17 protein-coding genes are annotated in these 22,149 nt (G+C 70.2%); 12 read left to right on the plus strand and 5 right to left on the minus strand.

What is annotated here, in order from left to right; genetic code table 11:
- Complete coding sequence (locus ABD793_RS10940) at positions 1 to 1,656, minus strand: S8 family serine peptidase (RefSeq protein WP_344858328.1); 1,656 nt, start codon at positions 1,654 to 1,656, stop codon at positions 1 to 3.
- 8 nt (positions 1,657 to 1,664) lie between these two features.
- On the minus strand, positions 1,665 to 3,062 hold the full coding sequence (eccD, locus tag ABD793_RS10945; protein WP_344858330.1) for a type VII secretion integral membrane protein EccD: 1,398 nt from the start codon (positions 3,060 to 3,062) through the stop codon (positions 1,665 to 1,667).
- Between the two features lie 320 nt (positions 3,063 to 3,382).
- Here eccD and eccCa point away from each other — a divergent pair, with 320 nt between their 5' ends.
- From eccCa to ABD793_RS10970, 5 genes are all read left to right on the plus strand, one after another.
- Positions 3,383 to 7,390: a type VII secretion protein EccCa gene (gene eccCa / locus ABD793_RS10950; RefSeq protein ID WP_344858332.1), complete on the plus strand. Its 4,008-nt coding sequence runs from the start codon at positions 3,383 to 3,385 to the stop codon at positions 7,388 to 7,390.
- A 40-nt stretch (positions 7,391 to 7,430) separates the two neighbouring features.
- Entirely contained in the window at positions 7,431 to 9,746 is a 2,316-nt protein-coding gene (locus tag ABD793_RS10955; protein ID WP_344858335.1) for a type VII secretion-associated protein, read from the plus strand.
- Positions 9,747 to 9,757: 11 nt separating this feature from the next.
- On the plus strand, positions 9,758 to 10,117 hold the full coding sequence (locus tag ABD793_RS10960) for a hypothetical protein (protein WP_344858337.1): 360 nt from the start codon (positions 9,758 to 9,760) through the stop codon (positions 10,115 to 10,117).
- A 240-nt stretch (positions 10,118 to 10,357) separates the two neighbouring features.
- Entirely contained in the window at positions 10,358 to 10,678 is a 321-nt protein-coding gene (locus ABD793_RS10965) for a WXG100 family type VII secretion target (RefSeq protein ID WP_344858339.1), read from the plus strand.
- A 55-nt stretch (positions 10,679 to 10,733) separates the two neighbouring features.
- Entirely contained in the window at positions 10,734 to 11,024 is a 291-nt protein-coding gene (locus ABD793_RS10970; protein ID WP_344858342.1) for a WXG100 family type VII secretion target, read from the plus strand.
- Between the two features lie 151 nt (positions 11,025 to 11,175).
- Here ABD793_RS10970 and ABD793_RS10975 read toward each other — a convergent pair whose 3' ends face one another.
- Both ABD793_RS10975 and ABD793_RS10980 read right to left on the minus strand, forming a co-directional pair.
- Positions 11,176 to 11,469, minus strand: coding sequence for a DUF4333 domain-containing protein (locus ABD793_RS10975; protein WP_344858344.1), 294 nt, complete (start codon positions 11,467 to 11,469; stop codon positions 11,176 to 11,178).
- 592 nt (positions 11,470 to 12,061) lie between these two features.
- The gene (locus ABD793_RS10980; RefSeq protein WP_344858346.1) at positions 12,062 to 12,919 is read right to left on the minus strand and encodes a hypothetical protein; all 858 of its coding nucleotides are present in this window, start codon (positions 12,917 to 12,919) and stop codon (positions 12,062 to 12,064) included.
- Between the two features lie 297 nt (positions 12,920 to 13,216).
- Here ABD793_RS10980 and rplM point away from each other — a divergent pair, with 297 nt between their 5' ends.
- The 6 genes from rplM to ABD793_RS11010 all read left to right on the plus strand — a co-directional run bounded on the left by rplM (position 13,217) and on the right by ABD793_RS11010 (position 19,003).
- A complete protein-coding gene (gene rplM / locus ABD793_RS10985) occupies positions 13,217 to 13,669 on the plus strand; it encodes a 50S ribosomal protein L13 (protein ID WP_344858349.1) in 453 nt (150 codons plus the stop codon).
- Between the two features lie 14 nt (positions 13,670 to 13,683).
- Entirely contained in the window at positions 13,684 to 14,184 is a 501-nt protein-coding gene (gene rpsI / locus ABD793_RS10990) for a 30S ribosomal protein S9 (RefSeq protein WP_344858351.1), read from the plus strand.
- A 245-nt stretch (positions 14,185 to 14,429) separates the two neighbouring features.
- Entirely contained in the window at positions 14,430 to 15,767 is a 1,338-nt protein-coding gene (gene glmM / locus ABD793_RS10995; RefSeq protein WP_344858353.1) for a phosphoglucosamine mutase, read from the plus strand.
- 74 nt (positions 15,768 to 15,841) lie between these two features.
- Positions 15,842 to 16,276, plus strand: a complete 435-nt coding sequence (locus tag ABD793_RS11000) for a hypothetical protein (protein WP_344858356.1) — start codon at positions 15,842 to 15,844, stop codon at positions 16,274 to 16,276.
- Between the two features lie 28 nt (positions 16,277 to 16,304).
- Positions 16,305 to 16,622 carry a hypothetical protein gene (locus ABD793_RS11005; RefSeq protein ID WP_344858358.1) on the plus strand — a complete coding sequence of 106 codons (318 nt, stop codon included), beginning with the start codon at positions 16,305 to 16,307 and terminating at the stop codon, positions 16,620 to 16,622.
- Between the two features lie 2 nt (positions 16,623 to 16,624).
- Entirely contained in the window at positions 16,625 to 19,003 is a 2,379-nt protein-coding gene (locus ABD793_RS11010) for a hypothetical protein (protein ID WP_344858360.1), read from the plus strand.
- A gap of 248 nt (positions 19,004 to 19,251) precedes the next feature.
- Here the strand turns inward: ABD793_RS11010 and ABD793_RS11015 are convergent, their stop codons facing one another.
- Complete coding sequence (locus ABD793_RS11015) at positions 19,252 to 20,088, minus strand: dienelactone hydrolase family protein (protein ID WP_344858363.1); 837 nt, start codon at positions 20,086 to 20,088, stop codon at positions 19,252 to 19,254.
- 196 nt (positions 20,089 to 20,284) lie between these two features.
- Between ABD793_RS11015 and glmS the strand changes: the two genes are divergently transcribed.
- Complete coding sequence (gene glmS, locus ABD793_RS11020) at positions 20,285 to 22,147, plus strand: glutamine--fructose-6-phosphate transaminase (isomerizing) (RefSeq protein WP_344858365.1); 1,863 nt, start codon at positions 20,285 to 20,287, stop codon at positions 22,145 to 22,147.
- Positions 22,148 to 22,149 lie beyond the last annotated feature (2 nt).

The raw sequence follows: 22,149 nt of genomic DNA on the forward strand, positions 1-22,149 counted from the left end.
TCAGCGAGTCGGTGTGGTCGGCCGCCGGTTGCGCCGGATCGTGTGCATCACGAACAGGGTGATCACCAACGCGGCCAGCCCGCCGCCGGTGCCCGCGAGCGCGACGATCATCGGCGTGCTGCTGACGCCGTCGCCTGGCGGCAGATTCGCCTGCTGCACCATCGGTTTCGGTACGGCGAGGTTGCCGACGTCGCCCGGCAGATTGGCGGTGAGCGCGGCGACCGGGTCGATCACGCCGTAACCCACGAAATCGTCGTGCCCGCCCGGTGCGGCCGGGTGCTGCGCGGTCGCCTCGATCCGCTTGATCACTTCGCGGGCCTGGAGATTCGGGAACATCGACCGCACGAGTGCGGCGACCCCTGCTACGTACGGCGCGGCGAAACTGGTGCCCTGGATGGGCGTGGCCTGGTCGCCGTTGGTGATGACCCGGTTGGCCAGCCCGCTCGAGCCCTCGGCCGGGTCCAGCGACACGATGTCGGTACCCGGCGCAGCCACCCCGACCCACGGACCGTGCACGCTGAAGTTCGCGACGCCGCCCTTTTCGTCGATCGCGCCGACGGACAGCACGTCGTTGACGAACCACGGTGGCGTGACGATGGATTTCGGCTTGTTCGGGTCGGCCTGGTCGTTCTGCGGGCAGCCTTCGGACACGTTGCCCGCCGCGGCGACCACGACGACGTTGTTGTCCGCGGCGTACTTGACCGCGGCCTGCACCTGCTGCTCGCCTTCCTGGATGTCACCAGGTCCGGTGGCCGCGCGGCAGTGGTCCAGCGACATGTTGATCACACCGGGCCGCTGGTCCAGCGGCTTGTCGGCGATCCCGCGGATGATCTCCGCGAGGGTGCTCAGCGTGCCCGCGGTGCCTTCCTTCTGGATCTGCCGGTTGTCCCCGTCGTTGTTGCCCTGCTGCGGCCCGGTGCCGCCGACCTCGCCGCCGCCGTTCGCGGGCGGCAGTTGGCTGCCGGTGTTGCCGGGCGGATTCCCGCTGTCGCCCCCTGCGGGCGGATTGCCGCTGTCGCCGCCTGCGGGCGGCGAGGAGGACTTGTCGTCGGGCGCGTAGTTTTCGCTCAGCTGCCGGTAGGACACGATCCGGGCGTCCGGCGCGACGCCGATGAAGCCGACCTTCGGGTCCTGCGGGTTCCCCGCGATGATGCCCGCGACCTCGGTGCCGTGGCCGTCGCAGTCCTCCAGGCCACCCGCCTGGCCGTGGGTCGGGGTGGCGACGTACTCGCCGCCGCTTTCCACCCGGCCCTGGAACCACGGGTGCTGGGTCACGCCGGTGTCGACCACCGCGACCCGCTGATTGCCGCCGACGCTCTTGGTCGCCGCGCGGACGATGTCCTGTGCCTTCTGCAGCTGCAGGTAGTCCTGGCCCCACGGGCGGAAGTTGATCTCGACGTTCTGGCCGAGGCTCCGCTGCACACAAGCCGTCTTCTGGGTGTACGCCTTGTCCGGCTGCTTGGTGTCGACCGGCAGTCCGTCGTAGCCGTTCAACGGCGGGGGACTGGCCCAGGTGCCCGCCGGGGCTTCGGTGACCTGTGCGGACGCCGGTGCGGCCGCGAACGGGGACAGCACCCCGAACCCGGCCGCGAGCACGGCGACCCCGGCCCGGCCGGGAAGGCCGAGCCTGCGGTGGAGGAAACGTCGCGCGGCCATGTCGGGGCTCACTTGAGGTTGAGGTGGCGCAGCGTCATGTAGAGGTCCATCACGCCGAGCGCGAGCGGCAGTACCACCGCGATGCAGATCGCCTCGATGATCTCCACGGTCCGCCGCAGCGGAGGCGAGAACCGCTGGTTCGGGAAGATCACCCCGACCACCAGCGAACCCGCGGCGACCAGGACCAGCACGACGAACACGTACAGCAGCCGGTACTCCGCCTGCACCGAGAACAGCCAGCCGAGCAGGATGCCCGCCGCGGCGATCATGCCCGTGGTGAGCAGCGCGATCGCCTGTGCGCCGTTGGCGTAGGCCCGCGCCCGCAGCAGCAGCACCAAGGTGGCGACGACGCCGAGGATGGGGCCGAAGACGTTCGGCGCGGTGGCCGCGATGACCGCGGACAGCGCGGCGGTGGCCCCGCAGCCGATCATCAGGCCGGTCATGTAGTCGTGCGCGACCGAGGTGCGCTGCTCGATGGCGTGGTAGTCGGGGAAGCCGGAGTCCTCCTTGAGCTCCTCCGCGGTGCCCGGCACGTGCGGCAGCGGCAGCTTGGCCAGCCAGATCGTGGTGCGTGGCAGGAGTGAGATGCAGGCGAGCGCCACCGCGACGACACCCGCGGCGACCGCCGGCGTCGTGGCCGAGGTGACGAGCGTGGCCACGAGGAACGCGACCGCACCGAAGGCACCTGCGGTGGCGGCGGCGATGAAGACCCGGATACCCGCGCCGACGACCAGGATGCAGACCGCCGCGACGATCAGCATCAGCACCGCGCCGAGCAGCAGGTTCGCCCGGACGGACAGCCCCGGCACGATGTAGAACCCGCTCACGAAGGCCAGCGGCACGCCGCCCGCGGCGGCGATCAGCACGCCGGTCGCCTCCGCCTGGTAACCCTTGGCTAGCGTTGCGCCGACCGCGACGCAGGCGATCGCGCCCAGGCCGCCGGCGAGAGCCGAGCCGAGCGCGGACCCGCCGTAGAGGGAGCCGCCGAAGAACAGTGCGAGTGCCGAGGCGATCAGGGCCAGGCCACCGGCCACGTGCCCGAAGCGCTGGGCGGTCTCCTTCGTCCACGGCCGGAAGGAGTCCGGATCGGCCTCCGCGATGGCGTCCACGACGTCGTCGTACAGCGGCGGCGGCGGGTTCTCGTTGCGTTTGCGCAGCTGCAGCAGCTCACCGTCGATGACACCGAGCGAGGCCAGCGTGCGGCTCGGGTCCAGCGGGGCGTCGCCGAGCTTGGCCAGTGCCCATCCACCGTGCCGGGCGCCGCCGTCCGGGGTGACCTCCTTGGCCATGTCCAGGAGCATCGGCAGCAGGTCGGCGACCGCGACGTCGGCCGGCAGCGCGACGTCGATGCGTGTCGTCGGCGCGACTACCGTGACCCTGCTGAATACCGTCGTGCCCGTTGCCACTAGATGCCCCCGCTCTGATGAGTCAGCTCCCGGGGGAACTTATACCGAACCCGGTGACAGGTTTCAGCGGCTGTCCGTAAATCGTCGTCGAAAATACCCGGACAGGCGCTCCGGGCGGCTGCTCGGCGCTTACTGTCGGTGGTGGTCCCTACACTCGAGCGCGACGAGGGAGGGGTCCGGCCGTGGCCGGGAGAGGGGAGTGGGCGATGCTGATCCGGGAGTTGCCCGGATTTCCGGGACGACGTTCGATAGGTTGTCCCGCGCACCCGGGTGCAGGTCGCCGGACGGCAGGCGTCGAGCAGGAGTAGAGGGGTCCTTCGATGAGCACGCTGCAGTTCAAGAAGTCGCCGCGGCTGGCCGCGCCGCGTCCACCCGGCGGCGAGGTGCACCTCGAGCCGCCGCCCGAGGTGCCCCGCACGATCCCCGGCAACATCGTCGCGAAGGCGATTCCCGGCGTGATGATCTTCGCCTCGCTCGGGATGATGGTTTTCATGTTCACCGCCGGCGGGCGGCAGCCGACCACGATCATGATGAGCGGCATGATGCTGATGGGCACCGTCGGCATGCTCGCCGGTGGCGGCGGCAAGGGGGGCGGCGCCAAGAAGGCCGAGATGGACGAGGACCGCAAGGATTATCTGCGGTATCTGGGGCAGATGCGGGATCGTGCCCGTGAGGCGATGGTTGATCAGCGGGCGGCGTTGGAGTGGGTGCACCCGGATCCGCAGTCGTTGTGGTCGTTGGCGGCGAGCCGTCGGATGTGGGAGCGGCGGCAGAACGATCAGGATTTTCTGCATTTGCGGGTAGGACGGAGTTCGCATCGGCTGGCGACGCGGCTGGTGCCGCCGCAGACGGGTCCGGTTGACGAGCTGGAGCCGATTGCGACGTTGGCGTTGCGTCGGTTTGTGCGGGCGCATTCGATTGTGCCGGATTTGCCGACGCAGATCACGTTGCGTGGTTTTGCTGCGGTCAGCATGCAGGGTGAGCGGGGTCTGACGCGGGCGTTGACCAGGGCGATGGTGGCGCAGCTGGTGTCGTTTCACAGTCCGGACGACGTGATGATCGCGGTGGCCACGAGCGGTCGGGCGAAAGAGGAGTGGGAGTGGGCCAAGTGGCTTCCGCATGTGCAGCATCCGTCGGTGTCGGATGGTATCGGGCAGTTGCGGATGATGGCCGGGTCGTTGGCTCAGGTGGAAACGTGGCTGGACGAGGAGTTGCGGGAGCGGCAGCGGTTTTCGCGGAATGCGACGCCGCCGCCGGATCAGCCGCATGTGGTGATCATTGTTGATGACGGTGAGGTGACGCGGGAAGAGCAGATCATTCTGGAGGAGGGTCTGGTCGGCGTCACGTTGATTGATTTGTCGGATTCGATCGGGAATCTGGCTGCGCGGCGGGGTTTGCGGTTGGTGGTGGAGGAAGAGCGGTTGGGTGCTCGGAGTGCCGGCGGGGTGGAGTGGTTCGGCCGGCCGGATCGGTTGTCGGTGGTGGAGGCAGAGGCGTTGGCGCGGTTGATTGCGCCGTATCGGGTGAGTTCGGGTGGGGTTGAGGCGACCGACGACGAGCCGTTGTTGTCGAATCCGACGTTGTTGGAGTTGCTGGGGATTCCCGGGGATCCGATGACGTTTGACGTGCAGGGGGCGTGGCGGCCGCGGCCGGTGCGTGATCGGTACCGGGTGCCGTTCGGGGTGGGTGAGTACGGGCAGGCGGTGGAGCTGGACATCAAGGAAGCCGCGATGGAGGGCATGGGCCCGCACGGGTTGTGCATCGGGGCGACCGGTTCGGGTAAGTCGGAGTTTTTGCGGACGTTGGTGCTCGGGTTGCTCGCCACGCATTCGAGCACGGCGTTGAACATGATTCTGGTGGACTTCAAGGGTGGCGCGACGTTCCTGGGGTTGGACAAGGCGCCGCACGTGGCGGCGACGATCACCAACCTGGCGGGTGATCTGACGTTGGTCGACCGGATGAAGGACGCGATCGCGGGAGAGGTTGCGCGCCGGCAGGAGGTGCTGGCGAAGGGCAACTACAAGAATGTGTGGGATTACGAGAAGGCCCGGGAGAACGGGGCTGATATCGACCCGCTGCCGGCACTGTTCATTTGTATTGACGAGTTTTCGGAGATGTTGACGGCGAAGCCGGACTTCATCGATATCTTCCTGCAGATCGGCCGGGTGGGCCGGTCGCTGCAGATGCATATGTTGCTGGCGTCGCAGCGGCTGGAAGAGGGCAAGCTGCGTGGTCTGGACACGTTCTTGTCGTATCGGATCGGGTTGAAGACGTTTTCCGCGGCGGAGTCGCGGGCGGCGATCGGGGTGCCGGATGCGTTCGAGCTGCCCTCGATCCCGGGGTCGGGGTATTTGAAGTTCGACACGTCGACGATGGTGCGGTTCAAGGCGTCGTATGTGTCGGGCCCGTATCGGCCTGCCGGGATCAAGGCGGCGGGGCCGGCGGCGACGGTGGTGCGAGCGGACAAGCGGCCGCAGTTGTTCGTGCCGGATTTCGTGGAGTTGCCGCCGGAACCGGAGCCGGAGCCGGAACCGGTCGAGGATGAGCCGAAGCAGCAGGAGTCGGAGGAGACGACCGAGCCCAGTGAACTGGAGGTGATCGTCGATCGGCTGATCGGGCAGGGCCCGCCCGCGCATGAGGTGTGGCTGCCGCCGTTGGACGAGCCGAGTTCGCTGGACACGATGTTGCCGAACCTGAATCCGACCGAGGATCGCGGGTTGTCGCCGGTCGGGTTTTTCGGCAACGGCCGGTTGCAGGTGCCGATCGGGATTGTGGACCGCCCGTTCGAACAGCGGCGTGACCTGCTGTGGGGTGATTTCTCCGGGGCCGCCGGGCACGGCATCGTGGCGGGGGGTCCGCAGTCGGGCAAGTCCACGATGCTGCGGACGTTGATCATGTCGATGGCGTTGACCCACACCCCGGAGGAAGTGCAGTTCTACTGCCTGGATCTCGGTGGTGGCACGCTGGCCGGGCTGGCGGACCTGCCGCACGTCGGCGGGGTCGCCGTCGCACGGCGGGAGCCGGACAAGGCACGGCGGATCGTGGCGGAGCTGACCACGCTGATGACCGAACGCGAGGGCCGGTTCGGGGCGCTGGGCGTCGACTCGATGACCGAGTTCCGCAACCGGAAACGGCGTGGGGAGATCACCGCCGAGCAGGACGGGTTCGGCGACGCATTCCTGGTGGTGGACAACTGGCGGGCGTTGCGTGACGATTTCGACGAACTGGAACAGTCGATCACCCGGCTTGCGACCCAGGGCCTGGCCTACGGGGTGCACGTGGTGATTTCCGCGAACCGGTGGGCCGATCTGCGCCCGGCGATCAAGGACATGCTCGGCACCCGGTTCGAGCTGCGGCTGGGTGATCCGACCGAGTCGGAGATGGACCGCCGCACCGCGGGCAACGTCCCGCCAGGGCGTCCGGGCCGCGGCCTGACCCGCGACAAGCTGCACCTGCTGACCGGGCTGCCCCGGATCGACGGCTCCAGCGATCCGGACACCGTCGCCGCCGGGGTCGCCGACGCGGTCGCGAAGATCCGGGGCGCGTGGCGCGGCCGGGTCGCGCCGCAGGTGCGGCTGCTGCCGGAACTGATCACCTACGAGGACGTGGTGGCCCAGGATCCGCACCGCGACTCCAAACTGGTGCCGTTCGGGGTCAACGAGGAAAACCTCGCCCCGGTGTATCTGGACTTCGACGCCGAACCGCACTACTTCGCGTTCGCCGACGGCGAGTCCGGGAAGACGAACCTGCTGCGCCAGATCGCCCGCGGGATCACCGAGCGCTACTCCCCGCAAGAAGGCGTCATCCTGCTCGTGGACTACCGGCGCACGATGCTCGGCTTCCTCCAGGGCGATTCGCTGCTCGGCTACGCGGTGTCCTCGGCACAACTGGACAGCATGATCCAGGACGTGCACGGATCCATGACCCGGCGGCTGCCCGGCCCCGACGTCACCCAGGAACAGCTCAAGAACCGATCCTGGTGGACCGGACCGGAACTGTTCATCATGGTCGACGACTACGACCTGGTCGCAACCCAGACCTCGAACCCGCTCAAGCCGTTGTCCGAGTTCCTCGCCCAGGCCAAGGACGTCGGCCTGCACCTGATCGTGGTCCGCCGCACCGGTGGCGCCTCGCGCGCCTCCTACGACCCCATCATCGGGAAACTCAAGGAACTCGCCGCACCCGGCATGGTGATGAACGGCTCCAAGGACGAAGGCGCCCTCATCGGCAACATCAAACCCGGACCCATGCCCCCCGGCCGCGGCACCATGCTCAGCCGCAAGGGCGGCCGCCAACTCATCCAGGTCTCATGGATCCAACCCGACTGACAAGCACAGACGCCCGCTCGTGCGGCGGTAGGGGTATCGGGTGACGGTGCGGGTCGCGGTCGACTTCGGGACGTCGAGCACTTGTGTCGTCGCTTCGGTCAACGGCCGTGAACCGCAGGTTGTGGTCATCGACGGGCAGCCGCTGATGTCGTCCGCGGTCTACGTGGCCGCGGACGGCACGCTGTTCGTCGGGCAGGAGGCGGAACGGCAGGCGGCCGTCGACCCGTCGCGCTACGAGCCGAACCCGAAGCGGCGGATCGACGAGGGCGATCTGCTGCTCGGTGACTCCGTGCTGCGGGTGACCGACGTGGTGCACGCGGTGCTGGCCCGCGCCGTCGCAGAGGCGAGGCGGATCGCCGGGCAGGCGGAGGTCGACCTCCTGGTGCTCACGCATCCGGCGGACTGGGGCGCGATCCGTACCCGGCTGCTGCGGCAGGCCGCGGGACGGCTGGCCCGCGAGGTCGCCCTGGTGCCCGAGCCGGTGGCCGCGGCGGTGTACCACGCGGCCACGTTCGCGCCGAGCGACCAGCCGGACGGGCGCACGGTCGAGTTCTCCGGCCGTCCTGGCGAGGCGCTGGCGGTGCTCGACCTCGGCGGCGGCACGGTGGACGTCAGCGTGGTCCGCCGTTCGCCGGAGGCCGGACGGGCGCGCAGCGGTCCCCCGCGGCGGGGCGGGTTCCAGGTACTGGCCACCCGCGGCGATCCCGGGTTCGGCGGCGCGGACATCGACCAGGCACTGCTGGAGCACGTCGGATCGCTGGTGTCGGAGGCAGATCCGCAGGCGTGGCGGCAGTTGGTGGAGGGCAGGGAACTGGCCGACCGACGCCGTCGCCGGGTGCTGCGGCAGGACGTGCGCGGTGCGAAGGAGACGCTGTCGCGGCACGCTTATACGGATGTGCCGCTGCCACCGCCGTTCCCGGACGCGCACGTGACCAGGGAGGACCTGGAGCGGCTGATTGCCGCTCCGCTCGGCCGCGTGGTCGAGCTGACCAGCGGGGCGATCGCGGATGCCGTCCTGCGGCCGAAACAGCTCACCGCGATCTTCCTGGTCGGCGGATCGAGCCGGATCCCGATGATCTCGCGGCTGGTGCACGAGCGCACCGGCGTCGTGCCCACGAGCCTTGACCAGCCGGAGACGGTGGTCGCCCGCGGTGCGTTGCGCGCGGTGCAGCTGGACCCCGACCGGACGGGCGCGCTGCCCGGCACGGCGATTGCCGGCCTGCAGCAGGAACAGCGCACCGAGGTGGTCCGTCCGGCTGATCAACCGGACTCCGATCCGCGGGCCCGCCGCGGGCCGCCACCCGCGTCGCCAGGTCGGGGATCGCCCGTGGATCCCTTTGCCTCGCCGCCGCCCGGCCAGGCCGCGAGCCGCCCCGGTGGCCCGTTCGGTTCGGGGTCGAGGTCCGGTCCCGGCGGATCGGGCGGTGCTTTCGGACCCGGTTCCCCCGGCGGCCCGTCCGGTCCGGGTGGCCCGGCTGGCGCGGCTGGCCCGGGTGCTCCGGCCGCGCCGGGCGCTCCGGCGGCTTCGAACCACCCGCACAGCTTCTCCGGCACCCCGTTCGGTTCCGGTCAGCCCGGCAGCGGCCCCGGTTCCGCCGGTCCGCCCGGTAGCGGTCCGCCCGGCTCGCCCGGTAACGGTCCCGGCTCCGGTCGGCTACCCGCTTCCGGCGCGGCCGGTCCGCTCGGTAACGGCCAAACCGGTCCGTTCGGGCACGGTGCCGGCCCCGCCGGTCCGCCCGGCAACGGCCCCGGCGGCTCGACCGGTTCCGGTGGCGCGGCCGGGCCGGGTGCGTCGGCCGGTGCGGTTCCGGCGAAGCGGCGCCGGTTGCCGTGGTTGATCGGGGCGGTCGTGGTGGTCGCCGCACTCGTCGTGACGGGCGTGGTGATCTTCGTCAACCGCAGCCAGGACCAACCGGTGGCAGGCAAGACGCTTCAGCAGTACGACTTCAGCATCATCGCACCGCAGGACTGGGTGCAGACCAGCGACGCGGTCGCCGATCGGCAGGTGATCCTGCATCCACAGGACGACCCGAACGGCGCGGATCTCGTCCTCGCACAGGAATTCGTGATGGACTACGACGCCACCGCGGATCCGCAGCGGCTGCGGGACTATTTGCAGTCGCTGGCCGGCGGAAGTTCGAACTACAGCGCGTTCCAGCCGGATCTGCCCTACGGTGGCCGGAGCGTGATCGGGTACCACGAGAGCACCGACGACGGGCGCCAGGTGGACTGGTACGTCGTCGCACAGGACCGGATCCGGGTGCACGTCGGTTGTCAGTACGACCGTCCGGCGATGCGGCAACGCGTCGGCACGGCTTGCGAGCAGATCGTGCGGACGCTGCAGATCAGCAGCTGAAGGAGTGGCCCATGCCGTCCGAACCGGAGTCCGCCGCGGCGGCGTTCACGCGAGCGGGCCAGGACGCGGTCACGTTCTCCCGCCGGGTCGCCGGCACCGCGCTCGCCAGGGCCGAGCAGCACCGTGGCGAGAACCGGGAACTGCTCAAGGAGTTCGGCAGGCAGCGGCTCACCGGCGGCGCGGCTGCGACGCCGTCGGCGTTGCGCGGGGCCGCGCAGCGGTTCCGCAAGTCCCGCGGACTGCCGCTGCCCGCCGTGCCCGCCGACGCCGAGCCGGTTCCGGAAACCCCGGCGGTTCCCGCGAGTTCGCCACGGACGGGTGAAGAGGACGAGGACTTTTCGCAGTTGCGAATCATGCGCAAAGTACTGTGAAAGTCCTTCGCGGCGCACTGTGCGTGTGCTAACCATGCTGGTGGACAACGTCTTTTCCGGTGTGCGCCGCCGTGCCTGCCGGAGCATCCGCGGATCGGTTCCCCCGATCGGCGTTCACGCAAGCAACTACTTGCCATGAAATCGCGACAAGTGCGAACCGAACTGGCACTGTCTTCGTCGTAGGTGCGTACCGGGAACACAGAGCGGTACGCACAACCACTAACGAAGGGGGTAACTCCCATGGCTGGCGGCTTTACTGGGACACCGGCTCAGTTCACGGAGGCGGAAGGTCGCGTTGTCGACGTCCGTGCGCAGATGGACCAGCAGCTCTCCAAGCTGGAGGGCGAGATCGAGGCCACCCGCGCCGGATGGGAAGGCGACGCGCAGCGTGCGTTCGACAACGTGATGCGCCGCTTCAACGACGCGGGCAAGGGTCTCAACGACGCCCTCCAGCGCATTGGTGAGCTGCTCAAGGAAGCCGGCTCGACCTACCAGCGCAGTGAGGCTCAGCAGCACGAAATCGTCGAGTCGCTCAACAAGGGCTTCGGCGTCCTCGGCTGAATCGGTTCGTTTCCTTTCACTTCATCTCGTTTTCGCTCTTTGATGGGAGTTAGCCATGCCTGACGGCCGCATTGTCGTTGATCCGTCGACCATCCACCGCGCTGCCGAGGACTGCACCGCCACCGGTACGCAGCTGGGCAACCTGTTCGACCACCTGAAGCAGGACCTGAACCCGCTGGTCACCGACTGGACCGGTGAAGCCAAGGACCAGTACATGCAGGCGCAGAACGAGTGGGACCAGAAGTTCGACGAGCTCAAGCAGCTCCTCGCGCAGGTCGCCGCTGTGCTGCCGCAGATCGCCGACGGCTACCAGTCCACGGACCGGAACGTGCAGAACCTGTTCTGATCCCGGTTGCCGAAACCACGGCGGGCCGTGCACCTTCGGGTGCGGGCCCGCCGTTTTCGTGTGCCGGTGCGGATTCCGGCGGACGGCAGTGTCCGCCGATCCGGTCGTGCCGCCAGTGTGTGCACGCATCGGTTGGGTCGGGCGGGGTTGTTCAGTGCGGTGCGCCGACCGAGTACTCCGGTTTGTCGTTGAGCACTCGTACGGTCACGGTCTTCGCCTGCCCGCCGACCTGGGCGGTGCAGTCGAAAGTCGTCCCGTTCGTGGCCGAGCGGCCCGACGGGCACTCCACGTGCTGCACGTCCGGCTCGCCGTAACTCTCGCTGAGCACCCGGGAAACGCCGTCCTGCAACGAATTCTGCTCCAGCGTGTCCCCGCCGAACGCGCCGAACGCCCACGCCGCACCGAGTCCGGCGATCACCACCACAACGGCAATTCCGCCGAGCACGAACGGTTTCTTGTTTCGCGGTGGCTTCGCCTGCGGCGTCCCGAACGCGCCGAGCCCGCCGTACTGAGCCGCCGGTGTCCCGCCGCTCGGGGTTGTCGGCCACCCACCGTCCACACCGGACGCTTGCGGTCCCGCCGCATGCTGCTGCGGCCAGCCGCCGCCGTACTGGCCGGCGACCGGCTGGCCACCCCAACCACCGGGAGCCCACCCCGCCTGCCCGGGTGCGGCTTGCCCCGGCTGCGGTCCGGGTGCGGCTTGTCCGGGTGGCTGCTGCCCGGGAACCGACTGTCCGGGCGCCGGCGGTCCGGACGGCTGCGGTCCGGGTGCCGGCTGCCCAGGTGCGGCCTGCCCGGGTGCGGCCTGCCCTGGCGGCTGCTGTCCGCCGGCCGGGGGCCACTGCCCGCCCTGAGCCGGGGGCCAGTGCGATCCGCCGCCCCATGGCGCGCCGCCCGGAGCGGGGGCTCCCGGCGTGCCCGGAGCGCCGCCGGTCCGGTAGGTGCCCTCCGGATCCGGTTGTGCGCCCGGTTGCGGTTGCCACCACTGTGGCTGCTGGTCGGAAGGACGGCTCATCGGTGATCACCCCGGGTGCGCATCAGTTGCCCTGCAGCTGGCTGAGGCGCTGGTAGAAGTCCTGTTCCGCGGCACTGTCCGGCAGGGCCGTGACCTGTGCCGCGTCCGGGACCTTCGGCAGGTCCTGTGCGGTGGCCGCGCCGGTGAAGCGGAAGTCGTAGCGCAGTTCGAGCTGGTGGCCGTCGCCGCTGAGCTTCGCGGCCATCACGAACTCGGCGAGCGAGCCGTCCGGCTTCAGCTTGATCGTGGTGGGCACGACGGATTTGCGCAGCTGCGGGCCGACCTTCGAGAGCAGGCTGTCCGGCAGTACCTCCACCCGGTCGTCGAGGAACTTCGAGAACGCCACGTTCACGGTCAGCTCCGCGGACCCGTCCGCAGCACTCTTCGCACTCCGCACGGCCTTCTTGTCCGCCTTGTACGAGCCGTCCACGGCCTCGGCCATCTTGCAGGCCGTCTGCACCCCGCCCCAGGAGCACTGCTGCACCAGTCCGGCCTCCGGCTTGGGCATCGACACCCACTGCGTCGGCGCCAGCGATTTGTAGGCCGGGCCGAGGTAGACGTACTCGACGGCGCCGTCGGCGGGGGTGAACGTGTCGATGATCTCGTCCGGGTTCTTCTGCGACCGGTTGTGCACCACCCGGCTTTCCGGGCTCCCGGTGCGGGCCGAGGTGATCGTGTTGTGCACCCATTTGTCGTCGAAGCGGAAGTAGGTGTCCGCGGAGTTGGTGACGTTGCGCGCGTCGAGGACGGAGTCCGCGAGCTTCGACATCGCCTTCTCGAACTTGGCACCGACGTACGCCGCGGCCTGGTCGCCGTCCGCGAGTGCGGTGCCGGCCCGGGACTGCCCGCACGCCGCGGCGAGTGCCAGCACCGCGGCCACCGCACCGATCGTCCGTGTGGTCCTCGCTCGTCGACTCACCGCATGTCCCCAGATCCTCGGCTTCCTCGCGCGACCCGCGCTCGGCGATGGTCTCATCCTGGCGCGTCACCGGCAGCGGCGTGGTCGTTTCGCCGCACCCGGACCGGTAGACTCCTGCGGCGGGTGGCACCCGGTCTGCGGACCCCGCTGCACAGGTCCTTCCGCACCGGGGGTATCGTCCTATGTCGTTGTGCGTTGCGGCGCGTCAGCGCTAGGCCCGCACAGAACCCACACGCAAGTTGACGACGAGGTAGACCCTTGCCCACGTACAGCCCCAAGCCCGGCGACGTCACTCGTGCCTGGCACGTGATCGACGCCGAGGATGTCGTGCTCGGACGGCTCGCGACCGAGGTCGCCACGCTGCTGCGCGGCAAGCACAAGCCGACCTACGCCCCGCACGTGGACACCGGTGACTTCGTCATCATCGTCAACGCCGACAAGGTGGCGCTCACCGGTAACAAGCGCGAGCAGAAGTTCGCGTACCGGCACAGCGGCTACCCCGGTGGCCTGCGGAAGCGCTCCTTCGGCGAACTGCTCGACAGCAAGCCGGAGCGCCTTCTGGAGAAGGTCGTCAAGGGCATGCTGCCGAAGAACAAGCTGGGCCGCGCCCAGGCCAAGAAGCTGAAGGTGTACGCCGGTGCGACACACCCGCACGCCGCGCAGCAGCCGCAGGCGCGCGAGATCACCAAGATCGCGCAGGTCGCGCAGTGAGTGAGGAACAGTCTGTGACCAGCACCGAGACCGAGGTCGTCGCCTCCACGGAAACCCCCGCGCCCGCCGCGGGCGAGGCCGTGGCGACCAGCGAGACCCCTGCTGCCGCGCGTCCGTCGCGGGCTGCCGGGGGCAACGCCCAGACCGTCGGCCGCCGCAAGGAGGCCGTGGTCCGCGTCCGCGTCGTGCCCGGTACCGGTGAGTTCAAGCTCAACGGCCGCAGCCTCGAGGAGTACTTCCCGAACAAGGTGCACCAGCAGCTCATCCGCGAGCCGCTGGTCACGGTCGAGAAGCCGGAGTCCTTCGACATCTTCGCCAACCTGCACGGTGGCGGGATCTCCGGTCAGGCCGGTGCGCTGCGCCTTGCCATCGCCCGTGCGCTGGTCGAGGTCGACGCCGATGACCGCCCGGCGCTGAAGAAGGCCGGCTTCCTCACCCGTGACGCGCGCGCCACCGAGCGCAAGAAGTACGGCCTCAAGAAGGCCCGTAAGGCTCCGCAGTACAGCAAGCGCTGATTCGGTGCTCGTGGGCAAGCCCTGCTCGCGCCTGCCGGTGCTCGCTCCATGATCACAGTGGGGGTCGAACCCCCCAAGCCCCCGCCAGGGGTAAGCCCCTGGACCTCCGGCGGGGCACGTAGGTTCTTCCTCGTGCGCCGCCGGTTGCGTTTTCGGGGGTGGGGCAAGGGGAGTCGCGGCCGTACTTCGCCGTTAGGTTGTCCGGGTCGCCGTGGCGGTACCGTTCGTTTGACAAGGAGGTCGAGATGGCTCGACTGTTCGGCACCGACGGGGTACGCGGTCTGGCCAACGCCGACCTCACCCCGGAGCTGGCATTGGCGGTCGCGGCGAGCGCCGCCAGGGTGCTCGCCGCGCACGACCGTTCGCACCGTCCGGTGGCCGTGGTCGGGCGCGACCCGCGTGCCAGCGGCGAGATGCTGGAGGCCGCCGTGGTGGCCGGCCTCGCCTCGGCAGGCGCGGACGTGCTGCGGCTCGGCGTGCTGCCGACACCCGCCGTCGCGCACCTGGTCGGCGCGCTGGAGGCGGACCTCGGCGTGATGATCTCCGCCTCGCACAACCCCATGCCGGACAACGGCATCAAGCTCTTCGCCGCAGGCGGGCACAAACTGCAGGACAGCATCGAGGACGAGATCGAGGCCGCGCTCGACGTGGCCGGGGTGACCCGGCCGACCGGGTCGGGGATCGGCCGGGTCACCGAGGTCGCCGACGCGGTCGACCAGTACGTCGCGCACCTGGTGGCGGCGACCCCGCATCCGCTGGCCGGGCTCAAGGTCGTGGTGGACTGCGCGAACGGCGCGTCGTCGGTGGCCGCCCCCGAGGCCTACCGCAGGGCAGGCGCCGAGGTCGTCGCGCTGCACGCGGAGCCGGACGGCATCAACATCAACGACCGCTGCGGCTCCAACCACCCCGACGCGCTGCGGGCCGCCGTCGTCGAGTACGGCGCCGACCTCGGTATCGCGCACGACGGCGACGCCGACCGTTGCGTGGCGGTGGACGCCGCAGGCGAGCTGGTGGACGGCGACCAGATCATGGCCGTGCTCGCGCTCGCGCTCGCCGAAGAAGGCGGGCTGGTGAAGGACACCCTGGTCGCCACGGTGATGAGCAACCTCGGCCTGCACCTGGCGATGAAGGCACACGGCATCACCGTGCTGACCACTGCCGTCGGCGACCGGTACGTGCTGGAGGAGTTGCGTGCGTCCGGCCTCGCGCTCGGCGGCGAACAGTCCGGTCACGTGGTCCTCCCCGCCCACGCCACCACCGGCGACGGCCTGCTCACCGCGCTGCGCCTGATGGCGAGGATGGCCGCCACCGGCAAGCCGCTGGCCGAACTGGCCGCGGTGATGAACCGGCTCCCGCAGGTGCTGGTGAACGTTCCGGTCGCGGACAAGTCCGCGGTGGCCGATTCGTCCGAGGTCCGCGACGCGATCGGCGAGGTCGAGGCCGAGCTGGGCGAGCAAGGCCGGGTCCTGCTGCGCCCCTCGGGCACCGAACAGCTCGTCCGGGTGATGGTCGAAGCTCCGGCGCACGCCACCGCCCAGGCCGCGGCCGACCGTCTCGCCGGAGTGGTGTCCGCGGTTTCTTGATCGAAACCCGGTGAACGTCCTGCGTCACCCGTGGCCCGGCGAGTAGATTTCGGGTGTGACCACGGGGAGGGGCGATGTACGGGGAGGACGAGCTGCCACCTCAGTTCGCCGCCGGCCTGGCGGCGATGGAGGAGGCGCGGGCGCAGTACCGGGCTGATCACGAGCGTGCGCTCGCGGATGACGAGGCTCGGCAGGCCGAGTTCGCGAAGCTCGTCGAGCAGCACCGGGAGCAGGCGGAGCAGGCTCGCGCCGAGCGGGAGGCCGCGGCGGGAACCGAGGCCGATCCGGCCGCGTCCGAGGAAGCGGAAGCGGAAGCCCGGCGTGCGGCCGAGGAGGCGGAGCAAGCCGCCCGGCGAGCGGCACAGGACGAGCAGGACGCCGCTGTCTTCCGGTTCGAGGACCAGACCGCGGAGAAGGCCGGATCGGCCGACCCCGTGCCGCGTGCCGTGCCGCGGCGTCCGGTGTGGGACGAGGACGACTTCTCGTCCACGAACTGGGTCGACGACTGAGCAGCTGCGCGCGCGAGGGGAGAGGGCGATGGCGAAGTTCCACATCGAGCCGGACCAGGTGAAGAAGGTCGCGACGGACGTGGCGTCGATGGCCACGTCGTTCAAGGAGATGAAGACCTACACCAGCCAATCGCAGCTGGCCGCGGCGCACTTCGGCAAGATTCCCGGACTGTCCGCCGCGGCCGCCGCGTACGTCGCGAAGGCACAGGCGCTGGGTGATTCCGCGACGAAGGGCGCCGCGTTCCTCGACGACTACGCGACGCGGCTGAACAAGTCGGCGACCCTGCACGCGGAGAACGAGCAGGAGAGCACCTGGGACGTGCACGACGCGGGTAAGGACGCCTGACCGTGACCCCACCTGCCGCGCAGAACTCCGGCCGCCTCGGCGATTCGATCATCGCCCCGCTGCAGCCGCCCGCGGACGTGCACCTCGACGACACGTCCGACGCCATGATCAAGTCGCTGTCGGGTTTCCGCGACCAGATGACCGGCAAGCTCGGCGAGGTCTACGTGAAGTGGATCCAGCACCCGTCGCGGAACCTCGGCACGCAGTTCGCCGCGCCGTACGGGAGGGGTGACGAGGAGAATCGCCTGCTCAACGAGCTGGGCGGCTTCGGCTTCGGCCATCTCTGGGGGGCACAGGGCCGGGCCGCGAACCTCGGCAAGGCGGCGAAGGCCGCGCAGGACGACGCCGGGCAGGCCAAACAGGCCGTGGCCGCGAGCTGGCAGGGCAAGGCCGCCGATTCCGCGGCGGAGAAGCTGGACGATTTCGCCAAGGCCGCAGGTGATTACGGCGGCGCGGTGAACGGCTTCAGCCAGTTGCTGCAGCAGCTGTGGCACACCGTCCGCCAGCCGATCGTCGACCTGGCGAAGCTGCCGGAGGACGCGGGCCAGAGCCCGAAGCAGTTCCTGGACGCGCACAGCCCGGACGACTGCGACGGCCAGTCGATGTTCATCGACCGCCTCAACGATGCGATCAAGTGGGGCCGCCGGAAGAACCACGCCGAAGTGGCCAATTCCGAGGACGGCGGAACCGGGCCGATCTCGCCGCAGGACCTTCGCGACGCGAGCCTCGGCGTCGATCTGGACACCGACTACTACTCCAGGTGGGCCAACGACTTCTGCAATCAGATGGACGAGTACTGCGTGGCGTACTCCAACGCGATGAACACCTACCGCCAGTACATCCGCAATGCGCACACTGCCGCGACCAACGCGTTGCGGGCCTTCACCGACGGGCTCGACGTGCCGACCGATCCGTTCGGCGGGCTGCACTTCGGGGCCGGTGGGGACGCCGGCGGGCAGACCAAGTCCAGCAGCAGCGGTGGGGACCACGGGAACGGCGCAGGCGGGAGTCCGTCGGCGAACGCGGGCGGGAGCAGCGCCCCGTCACCGGCCTCGGCCGCTCCGCAGCAGGCAGTCCCGGCCCCGGCCCCGGCAGCTCCCGCTGCGACTACTCCTGCCGCGGCGGATCCGAACGCCAATCCGGTCACGCACCAGCCGCTCGAGACGGATCCGGGGACCGGGCAGCCGTATCCGATCGATCCGCGGACCGGGCAGGCGGTCAAACCGGACACCGAGCAGCCCGAGACCATGACCGTCCAGCAGGGCGACCACAAACTTTCCCTGACCGAACCCGGCGACGACGGCCGGATGGGCATCACCGTCGACGACGGAAGCGGCCACCCGAAGGACTTCCAGCTCGACTTCGGCGACCACCAGGACGGTGCGCAGGCCGGGGCCGACCCGGCCGCGCAGCAGCCCGGTTCGGGCCAGCCCGCGCAGGTACCGGGCCAGCCGGATGCCGGACCGGGCCAGCAGGCGGATTCACCGGGCCACTCCGCGCATGCACCGGACTCGCCGGGCCAGCCGGATCAGGCCACCGGCGCGCACGCCGCACCCGGTTCGCCGGACCAGCCCGGCTCCGACACCGCGCCGAAGTACGAACCCGGCCCGGACGGCAAGATCCACATCGAGGACGGCGGCCTCAAGATCATCGCCGAGCGGCCGCAGGGCCCGGACGGCCCCACCGTCGTGACCGTCGACGACGGCAGCGGCGAGCCGGTCAAGTACACCCTCGGCGACGACCACGGCACGCAGCTGTCCCCGGACGCGTCCGGCCCGGCACAGACGAGCACTCCCGACAGCGCAGCGCACCCGGGCCAGAGCATGCCCGACGCCGCACAGCAGCCGGGGCAGGGCGTGCCTGACGGTGCACAGCAGCCGGGGCAGGGCGTGCCTGACGCCGCACAGCACTCGCCCGCGGAGGGTGTGCAGCAGGCGCCTGCTGCTGCGCAGTACGAGCAGCCCGACGTGCCGGTGGCGCATTCGGCAGAGGCCACAGTGGACACTTCGGGGGCCGATGACGCCACCACGGCCCAGTCCGTGATCAACCCGCTGGACAGCGACAGCGGGATCGGGCATCCGGCGGACAACCCGCTCGGTGCCGCCCCGTCGGGAGAGCACACCTCCGGTGGCGGCGCGGCGGGGGATTCCTCGGTCGCCGAGCTCGGCACCGCTCCTCCCGGCAGCGACCACGGGCAGCAGCAGGCACCGTCCGCGATGGGCATGATGGGCGGCGGGTTGGGTTCGGCACCCAGCGGCGGAGGGGACCAGGAACGTTCCACCAACCCGTACCGGGCGCCGGGCGGACTGTTCGACGCCGGCTCGTCGGGCAGGCGGATCAGCGGTTCACTCGACGACGAAGGCAGCCAGGGCACCCGGTAACCGTCCGAAGCTCGCGGCAGGTTCGGTCACCGATGTTCCGCACGTCCGACGATGCGGTGTGTCACCCGGGCTGCCGCACCCCGGCGAGGTGGATCACGCCCCGTGGCAAGCTCGGTCGCCGGTGTTCCGCAGGCCGGACCATGCGGTGAGCTGCCGGGCTGCCGCGTTCCGGCCGGTGCACTTCGATGCGGTGGAGACGTCTTCCACGTGGTGTCCGGGGTGTGGACCGTCGGCTGCGCCGCGGCCGGTCAGGCGGCGGGCTCGTCCTCGTCCGGCAGGTCGATCGAGGCGCGTTTCACGTTCCCGTCCAGCAAGGGCAGGTACTCGTCCGTACCGGTCAGGTGGGTCAGGAAGAACGCGGTGAACAGCGCACGGGTCAGCTGTTGCGTGCCGCGGTGCGGTTTGCCCTGCAGCAGAAGCTGGCTCCAGTGCTTGCCCTCGGTCACCGCCAGGTGGCTGGACTTGCTCAGGGTGCGCAGCTGGACCGGGCCCGCCCAGTTGCGGGCGATCGCCTCGGCGTGGCCGATCGCGGGGGCGACCAGGTCGTCCTCGACGGCCAGGTGCAGACCGGGGGCGGTGATCACCTTCGCCGCTTCGGTGGCGGGCGGGAACGTCTGCGCGGCGGCCACCGTCGCCACCGCACGCACCCGTGGCCTTCCCTCGTCGCCGGCGCCTGCCGACTCTGCGGCGGCCAGCACCGAAGCACCACCGCCCGCGGAGTGACCGGCGAGGCCGAGCTTCTCCGGGTCGACGCTGATGCCGTCCGGGCCGAGCCGGACCGTGGTGACCACGTCGAGGGTGGTCAGCAGGTCGCCGGCCAGCAGTCGGTGCGAGGGCAGTGGCCCGGTCTGCGTGGCGGGCGCCGCGGCGACCACACCCCAGCTCGCGAGGTGGTGCAGCAGCTGCCGGTAGCGCGTGGCCGGCTGCAGCCAGCCGTGCCCGAAGGCGACGGCGGGCAGCCCGAGCCCACTGCGCGGGGTGAACACGATTCCGGGCAGCCCGACCAGGGCGAGGTTGCCGCGCAGGACCTCGTGGGGGCCCGGGTGGGACAGCTCCGTGAGCAGCTGTTTGGGCTTGCTGGCCATGCGCGTGACCTTACTGCCCGCGCCCCGGTCCGGCCCGCCCGCCGCTCCGGCCTGCCACCCCGGTTCGCGCCGTACCGGTTCACCGGATGCGCCGCGAGCGCGGTCGCACCCTTGCCCGATGGTCGGTTTTCGCAGTTCACAGTGGCGAGAAGGGACCGGAGTAGGGGGCTGGACTTGTCTGGTTACGCTTGTCCGCGTGTGCGGAATCGTGGGATACGTCGGACATCGGCCGGCGCTGGACGTCGTCCTCGGTGGGCTGCGGCGGATGGAGTACCGGGGTTACGACTCGGCGGGCGTGGCGGTGCTGGACGGTGCCGGCGCGCTGAACGTCGAGCGCAAGGCGGGCCGTCTCGCGAACCTGGAGGCCAGGCTCGACGAGGTCGGCCGCGGCTCGTTCGACGGCACCGCGGGCATGGGGCACACCCGGTGGGCCACGCACGGTGCGCCGGTGGACCGCAACTCCCATCCGCACCGCGACGCGAGCAACCGCGTCGCCGTGGTGCACAACGGGATCATCGAGAACTTCGCCACGCTGCGCGCCGAGCTGGAAGCGGCAGGCGTCGAGATGACCAGCGACACCGACAGTGAGACCGCCGCACACCTGGTCGCCAGGGCCTACACCGATGGCGTGACCAAGGGCGACCTGACGGCCAGCGTGGCCGCGGTCTGCCGTCGGCTGGAGGGCGCGTTCACCCTGGTCGTGACGCACGCCGACGAACCGGACACGATCGTCGCGGCCCGCCGTTCGTCGCCGCTGGTGGTGGGCGTGGGCGAGGGCGAGCACTTCGTCGCCTCCGACGTCGCGGCCTTCATCGAGCACACCCGTGCGGCCGTCGAACTCGGCCAGGACCAGCTCGTGGTGATCACCCGCGACGGCTACCAGGTCGCCGACTTCCACGGCGACGCCGCGCAGGCCAAGCCGTTCACCGTCGACTGGGACCTGAGCGCCGCGGAAAAGGGCGGCCACGAGTACTTCATGCTCAAGGAGATCGACGAGCAGCCCGAAGCGCTGGCCAACACGCTGCGCGGCCACTTCGAGGCGGGCCGGATCATCCTCGACGAGCAGCGCATCTCGGACCAGGACCTGCGGGACGTCGACAAGGTGTTCGTGGTCGCCTGCGGTTCGGCCTACCACTCCGGCCTGGTCGCGAAGTACGCGATCGAGCACTGGTGCCGGCTGCCCGTCGAGGTCGAGCTGGCGTCGGAGTTCCGCTACCGCGATCCGGTGCTGGACCGCGACACGCTCGTGGTCGCGGTGTCCCAGTCCGGCGAGACGGCCGACACGCTGGAAGCGGTCCGGCACGCGCGGGAGCAGAAGGCCCGGGTGCTCGCGGTCTGCAACACCAACGGCGCGCAGATCCCGCGTGAGTCGGACGCGGTGCTGTACACACACGCCGGGCCGGAGATCGGTGTCGCGTCCACGAAGGCGTTCCTCGCGCAGATCGCGGCCAACTACCTGGTCGGCCTCGCGCTGGCGCAGGCCCGCGGCACGAAGTACCCGGATGAGGTCGCGCGCGAGTTCGGCGAGCTGGAGGCCATGCCTGCCGCCGTGCAGAAGGTCTTGTCCACTGTGGAGCAGACGCGTGAGCTGGGGCGGCGCATCGCGGATTCACGCGCGGTGCTGTTCCTCGGCAGGCACGTCGGGTTCCCGGTGGCGCTCGAGGGTGCGTTGAAGCTCAAGGAACTCGCGTACATGCACGCGGAGGGCTTCGCCGCGGGCGAGCTGAAACACGGTCCGATCGCGCTGATCGAAGAGGGTCTGCCGGTGGTCGTGGTGATGCCGTCGCCGAAGGGCCGTGCGGTGCTGCACTCGAAGCTGGTGTCGAACATCAGTGAGATCCAGGCCAGGGGCGCGCGCACGATCGTGATCGCCGAGGAGGGCGACGAGACCGTGCGCCCGTTCGCCGACGAGCTGATCGAGGTGCCCGCGGTGCCGACGCTGTTGCAGCCGCTGGTGTCCACGGTTCCGCTGCAGGTGCTGGCCGCGGAGATCGCCCGTTCCCGCGGGTACGACGTCGACAAGCCGCGTAACCTGGCGAAGTCCGTCACCGTCGAATAGAG

Source organism: Amycolatopsis ultiminotia, from assembly GCF_039536925.1.
Lineage (GTDB): Bacteria > Actinomycetota > Actinomycetes > Mycobacteriales > Pseudonocardiaceae > Amycolatopsis > Amycolatopsis ultiminotia.

Excerpts from the sequence above, each read along its gene's own strand:
- glmM (WP_344858353.1), top strand. The coding sequence starts at position 14,430 with ATGGCTCGACTGTTCGGCACCGACGGGGTACGCGGTCTGGCCAACGCC.
- ABD793_RS11005 (WP_344858358.1), top strand. The coding sequence starts at position 16,305 with ATGGCGAAGTTCCACATCGAGCCGGACCAGGTGAAGAAGGTCGCGACG.
- eccCa (WP_344858332.1), top strand. The coding sequence starts at position 3,383 with ATGAGCACGCTGCAGTTCAAGAAGTCGCCGCGGCTGGCCGCGCCGCGT.
- ABD793_RS10960 (WP_344858337.1), top strand. The coding sequence starts at position 9,758 with ATGCCGTCCGAACCGGAGTCCGCCGCGGCGGCGTTCACGCGAGCGGGC.
- ABD793_RS10970 (WP_344858342.1), top strand. The coding sequence starts at position 10,734 with ATGCCTGACGGCCGCATTGTCGTTGATCCGTCGACCATCCACCGCGCT.
- ABD793_RS10940 (WP_344858328.1), bottom strand. The coding sequence starts at position 1,656 with ATGGCCGCGCGACGTTTCCTCCACCGCAGGCTCGGCCTTCCCGGCCGG.
- ABD793_RS10965 (WP_344858339.1), top strand. The coding sequence starts at position 10,358 with ATGGCTGGCGGCTTTACTGGGACACCGGCTCAGTTCACGGAGGCGGAA.
- ABD793_RS11000 (WP_344858356.1), top strand. The coding sequence starts at position 15,842 with ATGTACGGGGAGGACGAGCTGCCACCTCAGTTCGCCGCCGGCCTGGCG.
- ABD793_RS11015 (WP_344858363.1), bottom strand. The coding sequence starts at position 20,088 with ATGGCCAGCAAGCCCAAACAGCTGCTCACGGAGCTGTCCCACCCGGGC.